The following is a 19,392-nucleotide window of genomic DNA, read 5'->3' on the forward strand; positions in this document are numbered from 1 at the left end:
ATTCTCTTTTCTCTCTTCCAACATAACTCGAACCAGTCGAATCGGCAATCAAAACAACAAATTAAATGACAATTCAACTTTGAGCTTTTCCTCACAAGCTTCACATGAAAAAAGTTCGACTCACTACTGAAAAGTAATGACCCGAACTTAGATATGCGGCCAAGAAGATTCGAACTTCCACCGGGATAATTCCCGACAAGATCCTTAATCTTGCGCGTCTGCCAATTCCGCCATGGCCGCATCAACGAATAAAATTATAACAAAAATCCCAGACGTTGACAATCTCTTTTTTTAAAAGAGTCCGAATTTCTCATATTTTATCCGTTTATTGCTCATAAAATCTTATTCACCGCGAACCGTTGCCCCCTGCTCGTCAACCGCCAATAATCTTAAACTGCCATTTAAATTTTTCTCCTGCAATTCAATTCTCAATTGAGTCAACGTTGATTTATCGCCAAGCGTGACCACGGTTGGTCCGGCGCCTGATAAATAAGTGCCGTGAATGTCAAGTGTATGGGCCGTTTCTCTGATAATCGACATTTCCGGAACCAAATCTTTACGATAGGGCTCATGAAATTGATCGTTTTCGACCAGGGAAACAGCTTTATCAAACTGTCCCTGAGCCACCAAAGCAATAAAAACATTTTCCCGGCTGCTGGCCCTAACGGCAGTTGGATAATCAATTGTCTTGGGTAATTTTTTTCGGCTTTCAACTTCACTCAACCCATCCGGGCGGATATATACCAATGCATGAATATCGGGCAACGTCAATTTAGTCGCCAGAACGTTCCGACCATCAAACGTCGACACCGCCATACCGCCAAGAATAGCGGCCGATACGTTTTCGGGATGGCCTTCAAAATCAGCCCCCAATGTCAACTGTTCTTCAATCGGCCAATTATGATTTCCGAGCGCGTTGGCAATTTTAATTCCTGCCACTACCGCAGTCGTACTCGATCCCAATCCATGCGCGATCGGCACATCTGAGATCACAGTTAATTGATGTGGGTGAATATCCGGATCCACCTTTAAAATTGTTTGGACAATTAAATTACGCTCATCTGTTGGAATATCACTTCCCAACGCATGATTAACCTTCCACTGATCCGTCTGTTCCTCGACAATCACCGTATAGTACATATGAAACGCAATTCCAACTGAATCCATACCTGAACCGACGTTTGCTGAAGTAGCCGGTACACGAACAATAATCTTAGCCATCATACGACCTCCTTACATATCTTCAACTCTCAATTCAATTTATCGATAAAATTCGACCATTATGCTCAACCATTTGCCGAAATCAATTTCAACTTCCCACGACAGCGGCCGCAAACATATTTTTGAATATTAATCCGTCGCTGCCGCCGATATGTTAAACCACAATGCGTACAGCCATATACATATTTGGCTACTTTCGGTGCCTGAGGAGAAATCCCGGCAACCCGCGGCGCATACCGCAAACCGCCAACTGCTTTTAAAAGCTGCTTAAATTCCTTAGTGTTATGTTTTCCTGAGTAACCTGCCAAATGTAGATGATAGTGACACAGTTCATGTTTAATAACACCCTCTAAAACTGTCTTAGAAGACATATCAGCCATCTTAGGATTGATATCAATGTTGTGCGTCTCAAGATGATACCGGCCGCCAGTGGTTCTAAGACGACCGTTAAAATAAGCCCGGTGCAAAAACGGTTTGGCAAAAAATCGAAGTGAGATTTTTTCTACTAATTGCTGCAATTGTTGATCCGTCACAATAAATCCTTTCCGAAACGACAGCTAATCTTTGGGCGCAATCATCGATAATTGAATTCGATGCCGATCAGCATCAACCGAATCAATCCAAACGGTAACAATATCGCCTACTGAAACCAGCTTACCAGGATCCCTCACAAACTTCTTACGCATTTTGGAGATATGAACCAGGCCATCCTGCTTGACGCCAATGTCCACAAAAGCACCAAAATCAACAACGTTGCGAACAGTTCCCTGGAGTTGCATCCCCGGTTTAAGATCCGCCATCGTCAGCACTTCTTTTTTCAGCAGCGGTGCCGGCATATCATCCCGCAAGTCACGGCCGGGTGTCTCAACGCCTTTAATAATGTCCGCCAGCGTTGCTGCTCCCACGCCAATTGTTTTGGCTGCTGCCGAAACATCCAGCCCGACTAATTTTTTAGTGACAACCGGTTTTCCCAAATCGGCTGTTGACAACTGATAACGGGTAAGCAGGGCCGTTGCCGCCGGATAACTTTCCGGATGGATATCCGTGTTATCCAATGGATTATCCCCGTTAATAATCCGCAGAAAACCGACAGCCTGTTCAAACGCCTTAGGTCCCAACCGGGGCACCTTCTTTAATTCATTGCGATCAATAAATTGACCGGCTTCATTTCGAAACTTAACAATGTTATCAGCCGTTGATTTAGTTAAGCCTGAAATATGCACCAGCAATTCGGGACTGGCCGTATTTAGATTTACACCAACCCGATTAACCGCGGTTTCAACAACCTGATCCAATTTTTCAGCCAACTGCTTTTGTGGAACGTCATGTTGGTACTGCCCTACGCCGATTGACTGCGGATCAATTTTAACCAGTTCTGCCAAAGGATCTTGGATCCGACGGGCAATACTGACAGCCGAGCGTTGCTCAACGCTGAAATCGGGAAATTCTTCGCGGGCAACTTTACTTGCTGAATAAACCGACGCGCCGGCCTCATTCACAATTACGTAATAAACCGGCGACTGCAATTTTTTGATAGCTTTGGCAACAAATTGTTCTGATTCCCGACTGGCAGTCCCGTTACCGATTGCGATCATTTCAACGTGATTTTTATTAATAAAATCAATAAATAACCCTTCGGCAGCTTTTCGTTTGGCTTCGCTGGCCGGTTTATGCGGATAGATAACCGTTTTATCCAGATATTTACCATTGGCATCTACAACCGCTAATTTACAGCCCGTCCGATAAGCCGGATCAAATCCCATTACAATCCGCCCCTTCAACGGTGCCTGCATCAACAGGTTATATAGATTTTTGCCAAAAACATCGATAGCGTGGACAGCCGCTTTCTCACTGAGTGTCTTTCGGATCTCACGCTCAATTGCGGGACCGATAAATCGCTGGTAACCGTCCAAAGCCGCCGTTCGAACAATGTCGGCCGCCAAACCGGTATGTTTACCAACCATGTTGGATGTCAGATACCAGTCTATCGGCGCTTCATTCACCGTAATTTTAACGTTTAAAATTCCTTCCTTTTCACCCCGGTTAACTGCCAATATTCGATATGACGGCACTTCTCTGACCGACTGGGAAAAATCATAATATTGCTGGTAAGTCGCGGCTTCGTCTTTTTGCTTGGCGCCCCGCTTCACTTTGGTCGTTAAGACGCCATAACGATTGGTATGCTGCCGAATCCACTTACGGAAGTCGGCACTGTCGCCAACCTCTTCGGCGATAATTTCATGAATGCCGTCAATAACCGCTTGCCGATCGGTAAGTTCCTTTTGTGGATCCACCGATTGCTGAATCTTTTCTTCTAATTGTGGGTCAAACTTAATGGCAGCTTTGGCCAGGGGAAGCAAGCCCTTCTCCTTGGCGATGGTTGCTTGGTCCTTCTTTTTTGTTTGTACGGTAAGTAAAGGTCCTCAACCTGCTGCAGCACATTTGCGGCTTCAATCTGCCCCTTAAGTTTAGGTGTCAACGCATGCTGTTCGGCAATCATCTTAAGGACTTCATCTTTTCGCTTTTCCAACGTTTGAATCCGATGCGCAGCAGCCTGGATATCCCTGATTTCAACTTCATCCAGATTCGATGTCCGTTCTTTTCGATACCTGGCAATGAAAGGGACCGTGTCCCCCTCATCAAGCAATTTTAACGTTTCAGCAATTTGCTTAACCCGAATTTTCGGTAAATCGTGCTGTATTTTTTCAGCAAGCGTTGTCTCCATGAAATAATCCACCTCGTTATTAATCTAGTCTTTATTATATCATGTGGCCTCCACAAAATAAGCGCATCAATTAAAAGAGGCCGGGTAAATAAATTTCCCCGAACCTCTTCTCAATGATTGACTGCCTGCTTTACAGTAGTCCCATAATTCTCGTTGTTACGTCCGAAACTTTGGCAATGTGGGCTTCCTGATCCTTTTCAGCTTGATTGAATTGATCAGTGTTAATACTTCCAGCCTCGGCATCAAGACTGTCAGTCATCGCCTGGCAGGCTGCCGCATAATCTGCGTAGGCTCGTACCAGCAGTTTGTGTTTGCCCAGTACTTTAACCGGAACGGGTGCCTGTTCAAGCTTGGTCACATTATCCTTGTATTTGTCGGTTCCGGCTTGGAAATGAGCCTTAATGCGAGCAAGCTGATCCGTGCCAAGATCAGCAACCGTCCCATCATCAATTGTCTTTCTGAGAATTTCATAATCGGCATTTAAATCCTCTCCGTTTGTCTGGGTTGCATCAATGATATCCGAAACAACTTTGGCATACCTTCTTAAATCTTGTGGTTTCAAAAAGAAAGCCCCCAATTAAAATTTTATTGTTGATTGAAAAAGTGACGCTGTCCATATTTTACTACTTCTGAGATGACAACGATCATAAATCCGCCAATAATAACAATCAGCCACTGTGACAGATATAATTCTGTTACGTGGAACATACTGTTAAAGCCCGGCACAACAATTGTTAGGATTAGTAATAATGCAGATCCCAAAAGTGCCCAATTAAAGAACTTGTTTTTGAAAAGCCCAACTCGAAAGACCGATTGATGAATGGTCTTGGAATTAAACGCATGAAACAGCTGAATCAATCCCAACGTCGCGTAAGCCATCGTCAACGCGTCGGCGTGAATCAGTGCATCTGAAGAATGAACCGGATTCAAGATGGCATAAGCGTAAACCGCCAGCGTAATCGCGCCCTCAAAGAATCCTTGATAAAGGATATTGGACATAATCCCGCCGGATAAAAAGTTGGACGTCCGGCCACGCGGCTTGCGCTTCATAATCCCGGGCTCGGCAGGTTCAACTCCCAATGCAATGGCTGGAAAGGTATCGGTTACCAGATTGATCCATAGGATTTGAACCGGCGCCAGAATTTCCCAGCCCATCATCGTCATAACAAAGAGTGTCAAAACTTCTCCCAAATTAGCAGATAAGAGATACTGCAGTGATTTTTGAATATTGGAGAAAACTTTTCGCCCAGCTTTAACCGCCGTGACAATTGTCGCAAAATTATCGTCAGCCAAAACCATATCACTGGCTTCTTTGGAAACCTCGGTACCGGTAATTCCCATACCGACACCAATGTCTGCAGCCTTTAAAGCCGGCGCATCATTGACCCCGTCGCCGGTCATTGCTACGACCTTGCCCTTTTTCTGCCAGGCATTCACAATTCGCACCTTATGTTCAGGGGCAACCCGGGCATATACTGAGATATCCGTGACCCGCTTTTCAAACTGACTGTCCGACAAATCATCCAGTTGTGCGCCGCTGATAACCTTGTCAGCGGCCTTATCGGTATGGTCGAGAATTCCCAACCGTTTGGCGATGGCCTGAGCTGTATCTTGGTGATCACCGGTAATCATAATTGATTTGATACCGGCCGTCTTGGCCTCGGCTACAGCTTGGGCAACCTCGGGCCGTTCCGGATCAATCATCCCAATCAGACCGGCAAAAATCATCCCGTGTTCCTGCGCTTCGCTGGTTAACTCATCAGGAACTTTATCAACCATGCGATAGGCAAATGCCAATACGCGAAGCGCCTGGGTCGCCAATTCATGATTGGTTTCGCTGATCTTTTGTTTATCCGCTGCTGTGATCTCTCGAATCCGCTCATTATCCAGGATTTGCGTTACTCTGGCTAAAAGCTGATCAGGAGCGCCCTTCATCGTCATCATGATCTGCTGATCGGCCATTTGATTATAAGTGGTCATGAGCTTTCGTTCGGAATCAAACGGAATTTCGGCAAGCCGCTGATGCTGATTGATAAATTCCTGAACCGGCAGCTTTTGATTTTGGTAAAACGAAACCAGCGCCGTTTCGGTAGGATCGCCACCCAAACCGTCCGCTAAAAATTTGGTATCGTTATTCAAAACCATAATCTGTGGCAGCTTATCAGTCAGTGATAGCTGCGTTTGGGTGGAATCGGTCAGTTGACCATCTAGATAAACCTTTTCAACCGTCATCTTATTTTGAGTCAACGTCCCCGTTTTATCCGACGCAATAATGTCGGTGCTTCCCAATGTCTCAACGGCTTGAAGTTTTCGAATCAGAGCGCGATGACGGGCCATCTGCTGCGTCCCAATTGCCAACGTAACCGTCACGATCGCCGGTAGACCTTCCGGGATCGCCGCAACAGCCAGTGAAATAGCCGTCAGCAGCATATTAATCAGACTTTCCTGACCTCGCCACATGCCGACACCAAAGACAATCACCGCAATTACCAGAATTAAAACGGTCAAAACTTCTCCGAGTTTGTTCAGGTTTTCTTGAAGCGGGGTGGTTGCTTCTTCGGTTGTATTTAACATATGGGCAATTTTGCCGACCTCGGTATTCATCCCGGTTCCAATAACTACGCCGGTACCCCGTCCCGATGTAACATTACTATTCATAAAGCCAAGGTTTTTCCGGTCACCAAGCGGCAAATCATTCTCGCTGATGGTCTCGACCTGCTTATTGACGGGCACCGACTCACCGGTTAAAGCGGCCTCTTCGATCTTTAAAGTGTTGGCCTCAATTAAACGAATATCCGCCGGCACAACATCACCGGCCTCCAGCAGCACAATATCGCCCGGTACAATTTCTTCACTTTTAACGGTTGTCTGCCGATCGTTTCGCATCACTGTCGCCATTGGCGCCGACATTTGTTTAAGGGAATCAATTGCGTTTTCAGCTTTGGATTCCTGAAAAACGCCAAAGACCGCGTTTAAAATCACAACCGCGATAATAATCGCCGCATCGATATGTTCACCGGCAATCCCGGCAATAACGGCCGCGATGATCAAAATAATAATCATCAAATCCTTAAACTGCGCGATAAACTTTTCAAAAAGTGTCGTTCGCCGTTTCGCCTGAAGACGGTTATAACCGAATTGTTCTCGTCGCTTCGCAACATCTTGATCAGTTAACCCGTTTGGATTAGCCTTCATTCGTTTCATAACCGCTTCAGCCGATTGCTGATAAAATAATTCTGCCTGCTGTTTCATTAATTTCCTCCTCTTTAAAGAAAAAGAGACTTATAAACTCTTGTGAAAAGAATTCATAAGTCTCACCATTTAAGAAATATCCCGGAAATTTAAAATTTCACGTTGACGAGATATCCACAATTGCAATTGCTGGTTACTCCCTTTTATTTAAGAATATTATACCTAATTATTCATGCCTTGTCACTTACTAGGACTTCCAAAAAGTATCGAAAATGTTAATTGGCAGGTGTCGTTTATGTTCCGTTTTGTTATACCAGCTCTCAATCGTCTCAGCTGCTTTTTGTGAAACCGGCTTGCCCTCCAGGTAATCATCAATATCCTGATAGGTAACCCCCAATGCAACTTCATCGGGTAACGCCGGTCGATTGTCTTCCAAATCGGCAGTTGGTGTTTTTTGATACAGGTGTTTTGGTGCCTTTAATACTTCCAGGAGCTGCTTACCCTGTCGCTTATCCAACCGCCAAAGCGGCGTGATATCGGCTGCGCCGTCACCAAATTTGGTGTAAAGCCCGTAACGGCTTCCGCCGCGTGATCGGTGCCCACGACAACGCCATTTGTACTGCCCGCGATCGCATACTGGGCAATCATTCGCTGCCGGGCCTTAATGTTGCCCTTGTTGAAATCACTGACCGTTACCTGGTTGGCTTCAACAGCTTCGACAGCTGCATCGACTGCCGGTTGGATATCAACCCGAAAAGTCCGGTCCGCTTTGATATAATCAATGGCTGCCAGCGCATCGGACTCATCCGCCTGCACCCCATATGGTAATCGGACCGCGATAAATTGATAATCTTTATCACCAGTTTCTTCACGCAATTCAGAAATTGCCATCTGTGATAATTTACCAGCCAACGTTGAATCCTGACCGCCTGAAATTCCCAAAACAAGTGATTTAAAAAAATCATATTTTTTTAGATAGGCTTTTAAAAAGTCAACACTTTTACGGATTTCTGTTTTTGGGTCAATTGTCGGTTGGACCTTCAAAGATTCAATAATCTCTTTTTGCTTCTCTCTCATGACCATTCATCCCTTAATTTTAAAAGTTAATCTGCTGCACGTAGTTACGAACTTTTTCAATAATATCACGTTTATTGTCCCAGCACTTTTGTGAAAGGTCAACCGGATATTTTTGCGGGTTGAGTTCCCGCTTATATTCCGGCCACAACGATGCGATTTGTTTTTTGGCGTAATCTGAAATTTCATTTAAATCGGGCAGTTGATAAACCAATTTGCCAGCTTCAAAAATCGGTTGGAGCAGGGGTTTGGCATTAAAGTTTTCAACCGTTTTATTAATGTACGTGTAATTTGGGTGAAACATGAAAATTGACTTTTCTTTACGGGGATCTTCATCTGCCAGCGTAATGTAATCGCCTTCGGACTTGCCATCCTTGGCATTTGTAATCCGCCAAACCTGCTTTTTGCCCGGTGTTGACACCTTTTCAGCGTTGCCGGAAATTTTAATCGTATCTCTCATTTTACCGTCGGCATGTTCAACTGACACCATCTTGTAAACGGCTCCCAGTGCAGGCTGATCAAAAGCCGTAATAACTTTGGTGCCGATCCCCCAAACATCAATTTTGGCATGCTGCATTTTCAAACTGGCAATCGTAGTTTCATCCATATCGTTTGATGCGAAAATTTTGGTATTCTGATAGCCGGCATTGTCCAGCAATTCCCGAACCCGCTTGGACAAATAGGCCATATCGCCGGAATCCAAACGAACCCCCGCAAAATTGATCTTATCGCCCATTTCGTCAGCAACCTTAATGGCGCTTGGCACCCCACTCTTAAGTGTATCATAAGTATCAACCAGAAAAACACAATCATGGTGAGTTTGCGCGTATGCTTTAAAAGCATCATAATCATTACCAAACGACTCAACCAGCGAATGCGCGTGGGTCCCACTAATCGGAATCCCGAAGTTTTTACCGGCTAAAACATTTGACGTTGAATCAAAACCGCCGATAATCGCAGCCCGAGTTCCCCACAAAGCAGCGGAAACTTCCTGAGCTCGTCTGGTGCCGAATTCCATTAGTGGATCACTACCGACCACCGTTCGAATTCTGGCAGCCTTAGTCGCAATTAACGTTTGATAATTGACCATATTCAAAATGGCTGTTTCAACCAACTGACATTCACAGAGCGTCCCCTCAACTTGGAGAATTGGTTCATTGGCAAATACCAAGTCACCTTCCAGCGCGGATCTGATGGTTCCCTGAAACTTGAAATTTCGCAGGTACTCTAAAAAATCAGTCGAGTAATTAGTCACTTCCCGCAAATAAGCAATATCATCGTCGGTAAAATTCAGGTTTTGAACGTATTCGACCATATGCTGCAGCCCGGCAAAAACGGCATATCCGTTTCCGAAGGGCAATTTGCGAAAAAAGACCTCAAAGACTGCATGCCGGTCCTGCATGTGCTTTTCAAAGTAAGTGGCCATCATATTAATTTCATAGAAATCAGTATGGAGGGTTAAGTTGTCAAATTTTGGCATTTTATTAAATTATCCTCCCAGATAAATGTTATATAATTAGTTTAATTCTATCATTATTCAGAATATTGAAAAGAATTATACCAATATTTCAAATAAAGATCATGAGAAACAGGGAGATTTTATGGAGAAGGAAACAAAAAATAAGCAGGTTTCAATTCTGGGGGTCCCATTTGAGGATACCAATCAAAAAGACTTTGAAGCATTACTAAAAAAACGGATTGACGCCCACCAAAACACGTTTGTTGTCACCGCCAATCCAGAAATTGTCATGTATGCCCGCCACAACCGCTTGTACAACCAGCTGATCCACAAAGCAGATTATATTATCGCTGACGGTATTGGGATTATTATTGGGGCAAAACTGCTAAAGCAACCGTTGGCAGAAAGAATTACCGGTTACGACTTATTTGTCAGCCTGCTTCATTGGGGCAGCCAGACTCATAAATCGGCATACTTCGTCGGCGCGAAAACCGACGTCATCAACAAGCTGAAGCAGGTGGTTGCCAAATCCTATCCAGGACTAACCATTGCCGGCACGCATAACGGTTACTTTGGTGACGACCGCAACATCGTCAATGACATTGCCCGAACCCAGCCCGATATGGTATTTGTCGCAACGGGCTACCCCAAGCAGGAAGAATTTATCGAGCGGAACCGAAAGGCTGCCGATGGCCTGTGATGGGGATTGGCGGTTCCTTTGATGTTTTGACCGGTACGGTAAAACGGGCACCACAAAGCTGGCAGAAAATGCATCTGGAGTGGTTATACCGAGTAGTTAAAGAGCCCAGCCGGATTTACAGACTGTCGGTTTTACCAAAATACCTGCTTGAAGTTCTTAAGGAAAAATGGTCCAAAAAATAATGCTCGCACGTCTCTTTCCAATTAAACAGGCGTCGGTTGACCGCAAAATTACCGGTTGACCGACGCCTGTTTAATTGAATCAACGGTGTAAAATAATACCGCGCTAACCCTTTTCCAGATAAAACTCAAACCGATCCCCGACGTACTGGGTCCTAACGTATTCAAACGGCCGGCCATCCTGCAAATATGTAATCTGCCGCAGCCTTAAGATCGCGTCCCCACGTTTAATATCCAAGTACTCCGCGATTCTTTCGGACGCCAGCATTGCCGAAACGGTTTGTTGGGCTTTACCAAGGCTCAAATTTTTCTTTTGTTCCAAAGCCCGGTAAAGTGAACTGGTGACTTCGGCTTTTTCCAACCCCGAAACAATATTTTCGGGTACCGTTGCGACCTCAAAACAAATCGGAATATTATCACCGTAACGAATCCGTTCCATCCGCAAAACGGCCTGATCCTGGGTAATCTTTAATTTCTCCATCTCACTTAACGACGGTTCCATCGTATGGTAAGAAATGGTCTTACTGGAGGGCTTTTTACCCTGAGCCAACATTAAATCCGTAAATCCGGTTACACCAGACATTTTTTCCTGAACCTTTTGATTGGCAACAAAGGTCCCCGAACCGACCCGCCGTTCCAAAATCCCCTCATCGACCAAAGTCTGAATCGCCTGTCGAAGCGTCATTCGACTAACCCCAAATTCGGTTGACAACTCCCGCTCTGAAGGAATTCGATCACCGATTTTCCATTTCTCGGCTTCAATATTTCGCTTAATATCATTATGAATTTGAATATAAATTGGTAAACCCATTGTTACCACCTACTTTGAATTTGTGTGAATTATTTACCATAACTATACGTTGCCATAAGGTTCAACTGATTGTCAAACACATTTATGTCCGCGTCATTCCCGGTTTCAAGAAATCCCTTTCCCACTAATTGAAACTCTTCAGCTTGATTTGCTGAACTCATCTGAACCGCCTCACTGATTGAGCAGCCGGTAAACCGGATCATATTTTTAAACGCCTGATTAAACTTAAGAACCGATCCGGCCAGCTTCCCATTAGCCAAGAGTGCCCGACCATTTCCGACCGCCACTTTTTGGCCGCCAAGCTGATAATTACCAGCCGGCATCCCCTTGGCTTCCATCGCATCAGTTACTAATTCCAATCGTTTCGGGCCAATTTGTCGATAAGCAATTTTAACAACCGGTGATACTACGTGGTAGCCATCGCAAATTAATTCAACGGGGACCCGGCTCAACATTGCGTAGCCCACTACCCCTGGTTCTCTTTGATGAAGTCCACGTTGGGCGTTAAACAGGTGTGTCACATGATCAATCCGACACTTTTGCAGCAACTCATAGGTTGCGTCACTATGACCGACCGCCAGTCGAATTTGCTGTGAACGGCAGTACGCTTCCAAATCCCGACGCTCGTTAACTTCCGGGGCATAGGTCACCAAGCGAACCAGGCCACCGGATAATTGCTGCCAACGCGCTAATTTTTTGACCGACACCCGCTGAATCTGGTCAACCGGTTGGGCACCGTTAAATTTTTTGGCAACAAACGGCCCCTCCAAGTGAATCCCCAAAATGGCGGGGCTTTTCTCAGAAGCCGCTCTAATCGTCCGCATTGCCTTAGAAATTTTTTCGGGGGATTGGGTCATTGTCGTCAAAAGAAGCCCCGTTACCCCTTCAGATTTCATTTTAACGGTCATTTGGACCAGCTGGTCAACATCCGAAAACATGGAGTCAGCCCCGTAACCGCCATGGACGTGGACGTCAATAAAACCGGGAACAACTATTTTCCCTGTTAAATCAATAATCTGATCGGCCAATTGCGGCTGAAACTCAGTCATTGGACCAAGGGCTTCAACCCGTTTGGAAAATCTGATAAAGGCGGTTTGAATTTCCCGCCGACCCGTGTAAAGATGACAGTTTATAAAAACTTTTGACATATTAATTCAACTTCAATTCCCATTTATTTACTTGAGTTACCGGTAGATTTTTCAATTGTCGCGTCAATGCCCTTCACAACCGAATTAAGCATCCCGGCCTGTTCCATTGCCAGAATACCGGCAATCGTATCGCCGCCTGGTGAACAAACCTTGTCAATCATTTCAGCCGGCGTTTTCTTGGAAGCCAACAGCGATTGTGCAGACCCCAATGCCGTTTGCGCAGCAATTTTGGTAGCAGTTTCCTTGCCAAAACCATACTTAACACCGGCCCGGCTCAGACAATCAATAAAAAAGTCAACGTAGGCAACGGCACTACCCGAAATAGCGCTGAAAACAGCAAACTGGTCTTCCGGTAATTCACTAACCTCACCAGTTGCCTTGAAAACGGCAAGTGCCGCCTGCTTTCGCTGATCAACCAGATTTTCATTTGCCGCAACTGCCGTCATGCCTTGACCATATTCAGAATTAATGTTGGGCAGACTTCGAAGAATCGGCAGATTATAATCTGTCAATTCCGCCAACCGGTTCAACGAAATTCCCGAAACAATGGAGATTAGTGTCTTGGTGGGATTTAACGCGTCACCAATTTCTCTGAGAACATTTGCAGCCACCTTAGGAACAACCGCTAACACAACAACATCACTGTTTTGGGTAAGTGCTATGTTGGTTTCCTGTGCAGTCAAACCATACGCAGCCGCGTAATTTTCATAATGTGCTTTGTGTGCGCTATGGACCAAAATGTCGTTTGCCGGAACAAATTTCGCGTTAAGCAGGCCCTGAATAATTGCTTGAGCCATTGCGCCGACGCCAATAAAGCCAATTTTCATCTTTACTTTCCTCACATTCTTATCGGACTATTCCAATTTTTTCTTTAAGTTGACAATAGCGGAAATTCTGCCGGAATGCAACTCCTAAATGTCCGGCTAACCAATTAAACTGTCGATCGTTTAGCGAAAACCGGTAATGCAGAATCGACAAATAATCTTTTTTAAGGGGGTTTTCTTTAAAATAAAGATCATGCCCCAGCCCACCAGGACCCCTAAAGCATTTGTCAAAACATCGTTAATATCCACCCATCGTGACAGCCCAACTGTTATGTCTAAAACAAATTGCATCGCTTCAATCGCCGTGCTGATAACAATTCCTGAAAAGAATACCTTTTTGAGTTTAAATTCCGGTTTTATCAGGGCTACGTATACGCCAAGCGGTAACATCATCAAGACATTTTGGTAGAAATCCGCCGTTGTACTCCAAAACGGGATTAAATTAACCGGTGCGCCGGCAACCATTAACGGGACAACCTGCTGGGGACCGACAAACGCCACTGACGTCGGGGCCAATGTCAGATAACTGACAACTATAATATAAATAATTGTCGAAATAAGCGTCACTAACTGCCAGCGTGATAGTGTCATAATCGTTCGGAATTGTAGTTTCAACCAAATTAAAATACTTGTCAGGTCAATTAAATACGGCAGCCATTTAATCATAGTCATTCACCTTTCTTAATTTAAAATACTTAACAGAATCTAAATGAGAATGACTAAAGCTTATAAGTAACGAATTAAGTGAACCTTAAAGAGCGTCAAAATACCGGTCGGCTTTAAAAAAAGATAACTTTTTAGAAAAGCGCCCAATTGGACCATATTTGAATCTTAATCGGGCAATATTTGAATCAAGGGGGTCCATAAAAGCCGGGGCATTCGTCTTATAAAACAATGATGGACATCTACACGGCAACAACTATAAACAAGAACAGAACGAGGTTATAAATAAATTAACGAGGTATCCCGACTTTTAAAATTGGCTAACCTTTTTACTGACTCCTTACTGACAATCAGTGACACTCAAAGAAATACAAAGCACAAAAAAGCCCGTCCTCATAGGTTTTTTGACAACCTGTGAAAACGGGCGAAACTCAATTATTGGGCTAGCTGGGTTCGAACCAGCGCATCACGGGATCAAAACCCGTTGCCTTACCACTTGGCTATAGCCCAAGAATAAAATGGAGGGGAGTGGATTCGAACCACCGAACCCGAAGGAGCGGATTTACAGTCCGCCGCGTTTAGCCAGACTTCGCTACCCCTCCGCAATGTGTGTCGGTATCAAACCAACGAATATAATAATACAAAATTATCGCTACTTCGTCAAGCAAATTTTTCAAAAAAGTTGAATTGTTTTCAACTGCTTTTGCCACTCACTAAAAAAGTCATTGGTCTGCCACTCATTATGCCGATGATTATGATAGCCGACAGCACCATTATAGTACCAAGTAGCGTTAATCTTCCTGGGTTTCAAGCGGTCATGAATATGGCCAAAAATAACAATTGGTACTGCATACTGATCAATCAGTTTTTCAATCGCTACGCTTCCCAGCATCGCATTAGCCATATTCCAAAATCGGTTATCCGAGGTATAACGGATAAACTGCTGATTGGGAACGAAGTGCGTCATTAAAATAACCTTTTTGCGGCTTCTCTGGGCCGCTTCAAGCTGTTTTTTTAATTCCCCAGCAACTACCCCTGCTCGCTGAACATCGCTCATAGGCTGCTTAATAAGGCTATCAATCCAATAGGCCATTTTCCATTGGTGAAACTGGGTCTCGGTTTTACCGGTATTTTGCGCAAAGGAATAGTCGTACCAGCCATTTAAGCCAATAACCCGGTAATCGCTGTTTGGCAAATCAAAATAGCGATTGTTTAAATAGCCCGGCCAAGTTCCCTGCTCCAATTGATCATAGCTGACGTTTCGAATCATATCGTGATTTCCCGCAATAAACAAAACTTTTGTGTGCGGTAATTGGTGGGTTAATCGATCCATGTAAGCAGTTGTCTTACTAAAATCATTAAAAAAATCACCGGCCGCGAGGTAATAGTCAATTTGATGACTGGTAAGATATCGGGCCTGCTGGTCAATAACGTCATCAACAATTACTTTGTTTAAATCCAAATGATTATCACTCGAAACTGCTATTTGAATCATTAATTTCACCCCCAAATTAAAAAAAGTGCTGTCCCAAATAGGATAACACTTTTTTAAAAACCAACGTTAATTGACACCTTCCATTAATTTCTTAATCGGTTTGATCAAGAATGCCAGTATAATACTAAAGATAACCGCAGCAACGGCAACCATGGTAAAGTAATTGACCTCATTGGCAGGTGTATAATACTTAACAATTTGTGAATTAACTGCTTGAGCGGCTGAATCTGCTAGAAACCACATACTCATCATCTGTGATTCGAATGATTTGGGTGCTAGTTTAGTCGTTACCGATAAACCAATTGGCGATACCAGCATTTCAGCAACTTCAACAATTGCCCAGCTGCCAATCAACCAGAGCGGGCTAACTTTTGCCGAGCTACCAAACAAGGCAACTGGAATCACCATGAATAGATACGACAGACCAGCGACCAAAAGTCCAAGTGAAAATTTGCTTGGTGAGCTTGGCTGTTTCTTCCCCAGTTTCATCCATAACCAAGCAAAGAAAGGCGTGTACAGCATGATGAAGAATGGATTAAGTGATTGGTACCAACTTGCGGGAATTTGAAAGCCTAAAAAGTTGTTATTCGTTTGGTTAGCCGCAAACAATGCCAAAACACTTGACCCCTGCTCTTCAATTGCCCAAAAAATCGCAGCGGCAATGAAAAGTGGAATATAAGCAATTACTCGTGACCGTTCTGTACTGGTAATCTTTTTGCTGGAAATAATAACCACAAAATAAATAACAGGTGTCGCAATTGCGATAACACTTAACAATGTAATGAAGTTGGCAATGTTCAAAGATCCCATTACATTCATCAACAACAGAATAAGCGCAAAAACAATCACGCCTAAACCGACTTTGACGGATAGCTTCTTCACATCTTCGGGTTCCAGCGGATCTGAAGGGTAAAGACTGGAACTTGGCAGATGCTTCTTGCCACCACGGACATATTGCAACAGACCAAAGAACATACCAATGGCAGCCAGAGAAAATCCTAAATGGAAATTATAGCTCATACCAAGCCAACCAACTAAAATCGGAGAGATGAATGAGCCAAAGTTAATTCCAAAAACAAAAATTGTAAATCCGGAATCCCGACGATTATCATATTCTGTATATAAATCGCCAACCATTTCGGAAATATTCGGTTTCAAAAGTCCGGTTCCCAACGTAATTAATACAATTGAAATGAACAAAGCAATTGAACCCAATGGCATCGAAAGGGCAATATGACCAAACATGATCAATATACCACCGTAAAAAACGGTCTTTCGACTCCCTAAAATCCGGTCACTAATGAATCCGCCGACAACTGATGACAAATAAACAAGTGACCCATAAATCGACATGATCGATGCAGCAAGGCCTGGTTCAAAACCAAGACCACCTTTTGCTACACTCCAATACATGTAATAAAGAAGAATTGCGCGCATCCCATAGTAACTGAACCGCTCCCACATTTCTGTAAAGAATAATGTGGAAAGCCCACGGGGTTGGCCGAAGAATGACGTATCTGCACGTTTCTCCTGGTCACTTTGACCTTGTTGTTGCATGTGACACCCTCCAAAAAATAAATCTAATCCGTTTAACAGATTGTTAGCGGGATTAGACTTTTATTTAAGATTACTCTTGTTTCAAGAATAAATCATAATAGCAATTATAAGCTAGATAAGTAGTGAATTCAACAAGGCCAAATTGTTAAATTTATGGCCAAGCAAGTAAATGCCTTTACGTCGCTATTTTATCAACTTTATTTTATTTTTTGGAATTTAAAATCAATGGCAACAAACGCTTCACCAGAAAATAAATTGTCTCAGTATTCATTAGAGTATCCTGAGCATGCGTTAATAAAAGTGAGTACTGTAATTTATCCGCATGCTGCATGACCTGATTTTGTTTTAAGTGAGCTTTTCTTAGCCAGTCTGAGGCCTCCGTTAATTCTTTTTCAATATTATTACTTGCATGCGCACATTCTTCTATATGAGCCAGCAGGTCAGCCAATATTTTTTTAGCATGGCCGGCATTGGTTAACATTGCCATTGCAAGCTGGTTTAGCTCATCATCATTCAATTACATAGCCTCGGCAGTCGGAAATTTATCCATAATGAACTTAACCAACTTCTCACCATTGGCCCAGCCATATACATCATCTGGAATTGTCATTACCGGCGCGCGGCCATCAATCATTTTAATTTCTTTATCGTGATAGGAAGCCTGGGGTGCAAGCAATACTAAATTAATATTTTTATTCAGGTATGTATCAGCCTGTGTATAATCAGACGACATAAGATTAAAGTCAACGTTGTATGCTTCCATAAAAGATTCCGCAGACTTTAACAGGAAATTGCTGGAAATCCCATCTTCACAAATCAATAAAATATTTTTCATTTATAAGAACTCCTCGCATTATTAATTTACCTCACTTATACAGGTTATCATATTTTCGATTTTTAAACAAGTACCAATTATTTTTAAATACCTGTAAATTCCTATTTTAAAGCGACTAATTACTATAATTTATTATATACCAATATTTGTCGCTCCGTATATACCAATTTAAAAAATTTAATGTTATTCATAAGGCAGGCTGCTTTCGATCAGCAGATTCCTTTAGAAAAGGTTAAGGGTCCAAATCGCATTGCTTAACTAATGGATTTCTTAGGTGGGTAAAGCATATAATGAGTGGCGAGGTTGGGATGATTAATATTGTGTAACGATTATGCATAAATTTACAAATACATTTAGGGGGATTTAACAAATGAAAAAACTAACACGATTATTAGGAATGGGCCTTGGATTACCGTTTATTTTTGCAGCGACCGCAAGTGCAAATTATTATAATCCCGGCAATTTAAAACTAACTATCAAACCGGTTAACAACTCACAAACTAAGATTACCGGAACCGCAACCAGGGGCTCTTTAGTCAACTTTTATCAGGACGGTGATTTAAAAGCCAAGGCCAAAGTATCTTCTTCCGGTAAATTTACAATTCCTTTAAAATATGCACTTTCACACGTGGGAAGCTATAAATTAACCGCCACCAAGTTTAATTACAAGCCGGTAAGTCAATCCTTTAAAGTAACCATGTATCCTTACACAGCTCAAATTAAGCCAATTCAAGATCAGATTAATACATTGCAGAATCAACTGAATGCAATCCAGTCTCAGCTATCAACTATGCAAAGCACGGCCGATGGCTTAACCAACAACGACACTTCATCGGCGGATTATCAACGGGCTTTTACTGCGGCTGGCAGTAACCCACAAGCTTTCCAAGCTACTTATTTGGGATTAGAACAGCAGTCAATTGAGCTTCAGAACCAAATTGCACCGCTACAAGCACAAATTCAACATTATCAGGATTTAAGCAATCGATAAAAGCACTGTTAATTAGCAGCTGAAAAAATTGCTTAAAAACTCCCGTAAAATCAACCAATTACAAAAGCGCTGATTTTACGGGAGTTTCATTTTAGAATGTAAATTTTTAAGGACTAACCCAGTTTTCAATTTACTATGATTATTAACAAATTAAATAAAAGGGATGTACTTAGAAATTAGATTTTTTTGACTAATCAGGATAAAATATGTAAGAAGTGTGTGAATACTTTTTATTCAAAAAAAGAACCTCGCTAAACGTTCCTTTAGCGAGATTCTTTTTGAAAAATCTTTACTTGTACCAAAACTGCCGACTGCAGGCACAAGTGTCCCTTACAAACGTTGATATAAAGGCATTTATAATTTTAATTGGCCGTTATTTGCCCGTTATTAGCTATTTTGTCCTCAAAAATGATAGTTCAATAACTAAAAGCTAATATATGCATAATATTATCAAAAGCACAAAATAATATTAATTAATATATACCAATATATGTATTCCCAAATATATCAGGAGTTAT

Annotated in this window: 14 protein-coding genes, 3 tRNA genes and 3 pseudogenes; 2 read left to right on the forward strand and 18 right to left on the reverse strand. The window is 42.9% G+C overall.

Translation table 11 applies throughout. From position 1 onward, the window contains the following. Positions 1-154: 154 nt before the first annotated feature. The 8 genes and pseudogenes from JCM14108_RS09380 to JCM14108_RS09415 all read right to left on the reverse strand — a co-directional run bounded on the left by JCM14108_RS09380 (position 155) and on the right by JCM14108_RS09415 (position 9,692). Positions 155-240, reverse strand: a tRNA-Leu gene (locus JCM14108_RS09380). Between the two features lie 102 nt (positions 241-342). Then, complete coding sequence (gene thrB / locus JCM14108_RS09385; protein WP_035180434.1) at positions 343-1,221, reverse strand: homoserine kinase; 879 nt, start codon at positions 1,219-1,221, stop codon at positions 343-345. 65 nt (positions 1,222-1,286) lie between these two features. Continuing rightward, a complete protein-coding gene (locus JCM14108_RS09390; RefSeq protein ID WP_035180436.1) occupies positions 1,287-1,754 on the reverse strand; it encodes a SprT family protein in 468 nt (155 codons plus the stop codon). A 24-nt stretch (positions 1,755-1,778) separates the two neighbouring features. Beyond that, positions 1,779-3,946 (reverse strand): annotated as a pseudogene (locus JCM14108_RS09395) (Tex family protein). A 130-nt stretch (positions 3,947-4,076) separates the two neighbouring features. Continuing rightward, on the reverse strand, positions 4,077-4,508 hold the full coding sequence (locus JCM14108_RS09400) for a hypothetical protein (protein WP_035180438.1): 432 nt from the start codon (positions 4,506-4,508) through the stop codon (positions 4,077-4,079). 23 nt (positions 4,509-4,531) lie between these two features. Continuing rightward, on the reverse strand, positions 4,532-7,198 hold the full coding sequence (locus JCM14108_RS09405) for a calcium-translocating P-type ATPase, PMCA-type (RefSeq protein ID WP_035180440.1): 2,667 nt from the start codon (positions 7,196-7,198) through the stop codon (positions 4,532-4,534). Between the two features lie 187 nt (positions 7,199-7,385). Beyond that, positions 7,386-8,215: pseudogene (gene nadE / locus JCM14108_RS09410) on the reverse strand (NAD(+) synthase). A gap of 19 nt (positions 8,216-8,234) precedes the next feature. Beyond that, on the reverse strand, positions 8,235-9,692 hold the full coding sequence (locus tag JCM14108_RS09415; RefSeq protein WP_035180444.1) for a nicotinate phosphoribosyltransferase: 1,458 nt from the start codon (positions 9,690-9,692) through the stop codon (positions 8,235-8,237). Positions 9,693-9,813: 121 nt separating this feature from the next. On the opposite strand from JCM14108_RS09415, the pseudogene JCM14108_RS09420 reads away from it, so the two are divergent. After that, positions 9,814-10,553, forward strand: a pseudogene (locus tag JCM14108_RS09420) (WecB/TagA/CpsF family glycosyltransferase). Between the two features lie 103 nt (positions 10,554-10,656). Here the strand turns inward: JCM14108_RS09420 and JCM14108_RS09425 are convergent. The 10 genes from JCM14108_RS09425 to JCM14108_RS09470 all read right to left on the reverse strand — a co-directional run bounded on the left by JCM14108_RS09425 (position 10,657) and on the right by JCM14108_RS09470 (position 17,883). After that, on the reverse strand, positions 10,657-11,361 hold the full coding sequence (locus JCM14108_RS09425) for a GntR family transcriptional regulator (RefSeq protein WP_035180446.1): 705 nt from the start codon (positions 11,359-11,361) through the stop codon (positions 10,657-10,659). Positions 11,362-11,390: 29 nt separating this feature from the next. Next, the gene (gene nagA / locus JCM14108_RS09430; RefSeq protein WP_035180448.1) at positions 11,391-12,509 is read right to left on the reverse strand and encodes an N-acetylglucosamine-6-phosphate deacetylase; all 1,119 of its coding nucleotides are present in this window, start codon (positions 12,507-12,509) and stop codon (positions 11,391-11,393) included. A gap of 23 nt (positions 12,510-12,532) precedes the next feature. Beyond that, on the reverse strand, positions 12,533-13,336 hold the full coding sequence (gene proC, locus JCM14108_RS09435) for a pyrroline-5-carboxylate reductase (RefSeq protein ID WP_035180451.1): 804 nt from the start codon (positions 13,334-13,336) through the stop codon (positions 12,533-12,535). A gap of 120 nt (positions 13,337-13,456) precedes the next feature. Beyond that, positions 13,457-14,005 (reverse strand): VanZ family protein, encoded by a 549-nt coding sequence (locus JCM14108_RS09440; RefSeq protein WP_235807097.1) that lies wholly within the window; start codon positions 14,003-14,005, stop codon positions 13,457-13,459. A gap of 429 nt (positions 14,006-14,434) precedes the next feature. Next, a tRNA-Gln gene (locus tag JCM14108_RS09445) sits at positions 14,435-14,506 on the reverse strand. Positions 14,507-14,515: 9 nt separating this feature from the next. Then, positions 14,516-14,598: transfer RNA gene (locus JCM14108_RS09450), tRNA-Tyr, on the reverse strand. A gap of 71 nt (positions 14,599-14,669) precedes the next feature. Beyond that, the gene (locus JCM14108_RS09455) at positions 14,670-15,491 is read right to left on the reverse strand and encodes a metallophosphoesterase (protein WP_035180454.1); all 822 of its coding nucleotides are present in this window, start codon (positions 15,489-15,491) and stop codon (positions 14,670-14,672) included. Positions 15,492-15,557: 66 nt separating this feature from the next. Beyond that, a complete protein-coding gene (locus tag JCM14108_RS09460) occupies positions 15,558-17,048 on the reverse strand; it encodes a peptide MFS transporter (RefSeq protein WP_035180456.1) in 1,491 nt (496 codons plus the stop codon). 202 nt (positions 17,049-17,250) lie between these two features. Further along, positions 17,251-17,565, reverse strand: a complete 315-nt coding sequence (locus JCM14108_RS09465) for a PTS lactose/cellobiose transporter subunit IIA (protein ID WP_035180459.1) — start codon at positions 17,563-17,565, stop codon at positions 17,251-17,253. Further along, positions 17,566-17,883 carry a PTS sugar transporter subunit IIB gene (locus JCM14108_RS09470; RefSeq protein WP_035180462.1) on the reverse strand — a complete coding sequence of 106 codons (318 nt, stop codon included), beginning with the start codon at positions 17,881-17,883 and terminating at the stop codon, positions 17,566-17,568. It lies immediately after the preceding gene. A gap of 370 nt (positions 17,884-18,253) precedes the next feature. Between JCM14108_RS09470 and JCM14108_RS09475 the strand changes: the two genes are divergently transcribed. Then, positions 18,254-18,874: an Ig-like domain-containing protein gene (locus tag JCM14108_RS09475; RefSeq protein ID WP_035180463.1), complete on the forward strand. Its 621-nt coding sequence runs from the start codon at positions 18,254-18,256 to the stop codon at positions 18,872-18,874. Positions 18,875-19,392 lie beyond the last annotated feature (518 nt).

The sequence above is a fragment of the Lentilactobacillus farraginis DSM 18382 = JCM 14108 genome (assembly GCF_000583655.1).
In the GTDB taxonomy this organism is placed as follows: domain Bacteria; phylum Bacillota; class Bacilli; order Lactobacillales; family Lactobacillaceae; genus Lentilactobacillus; species Lentilactobacillus farraginis.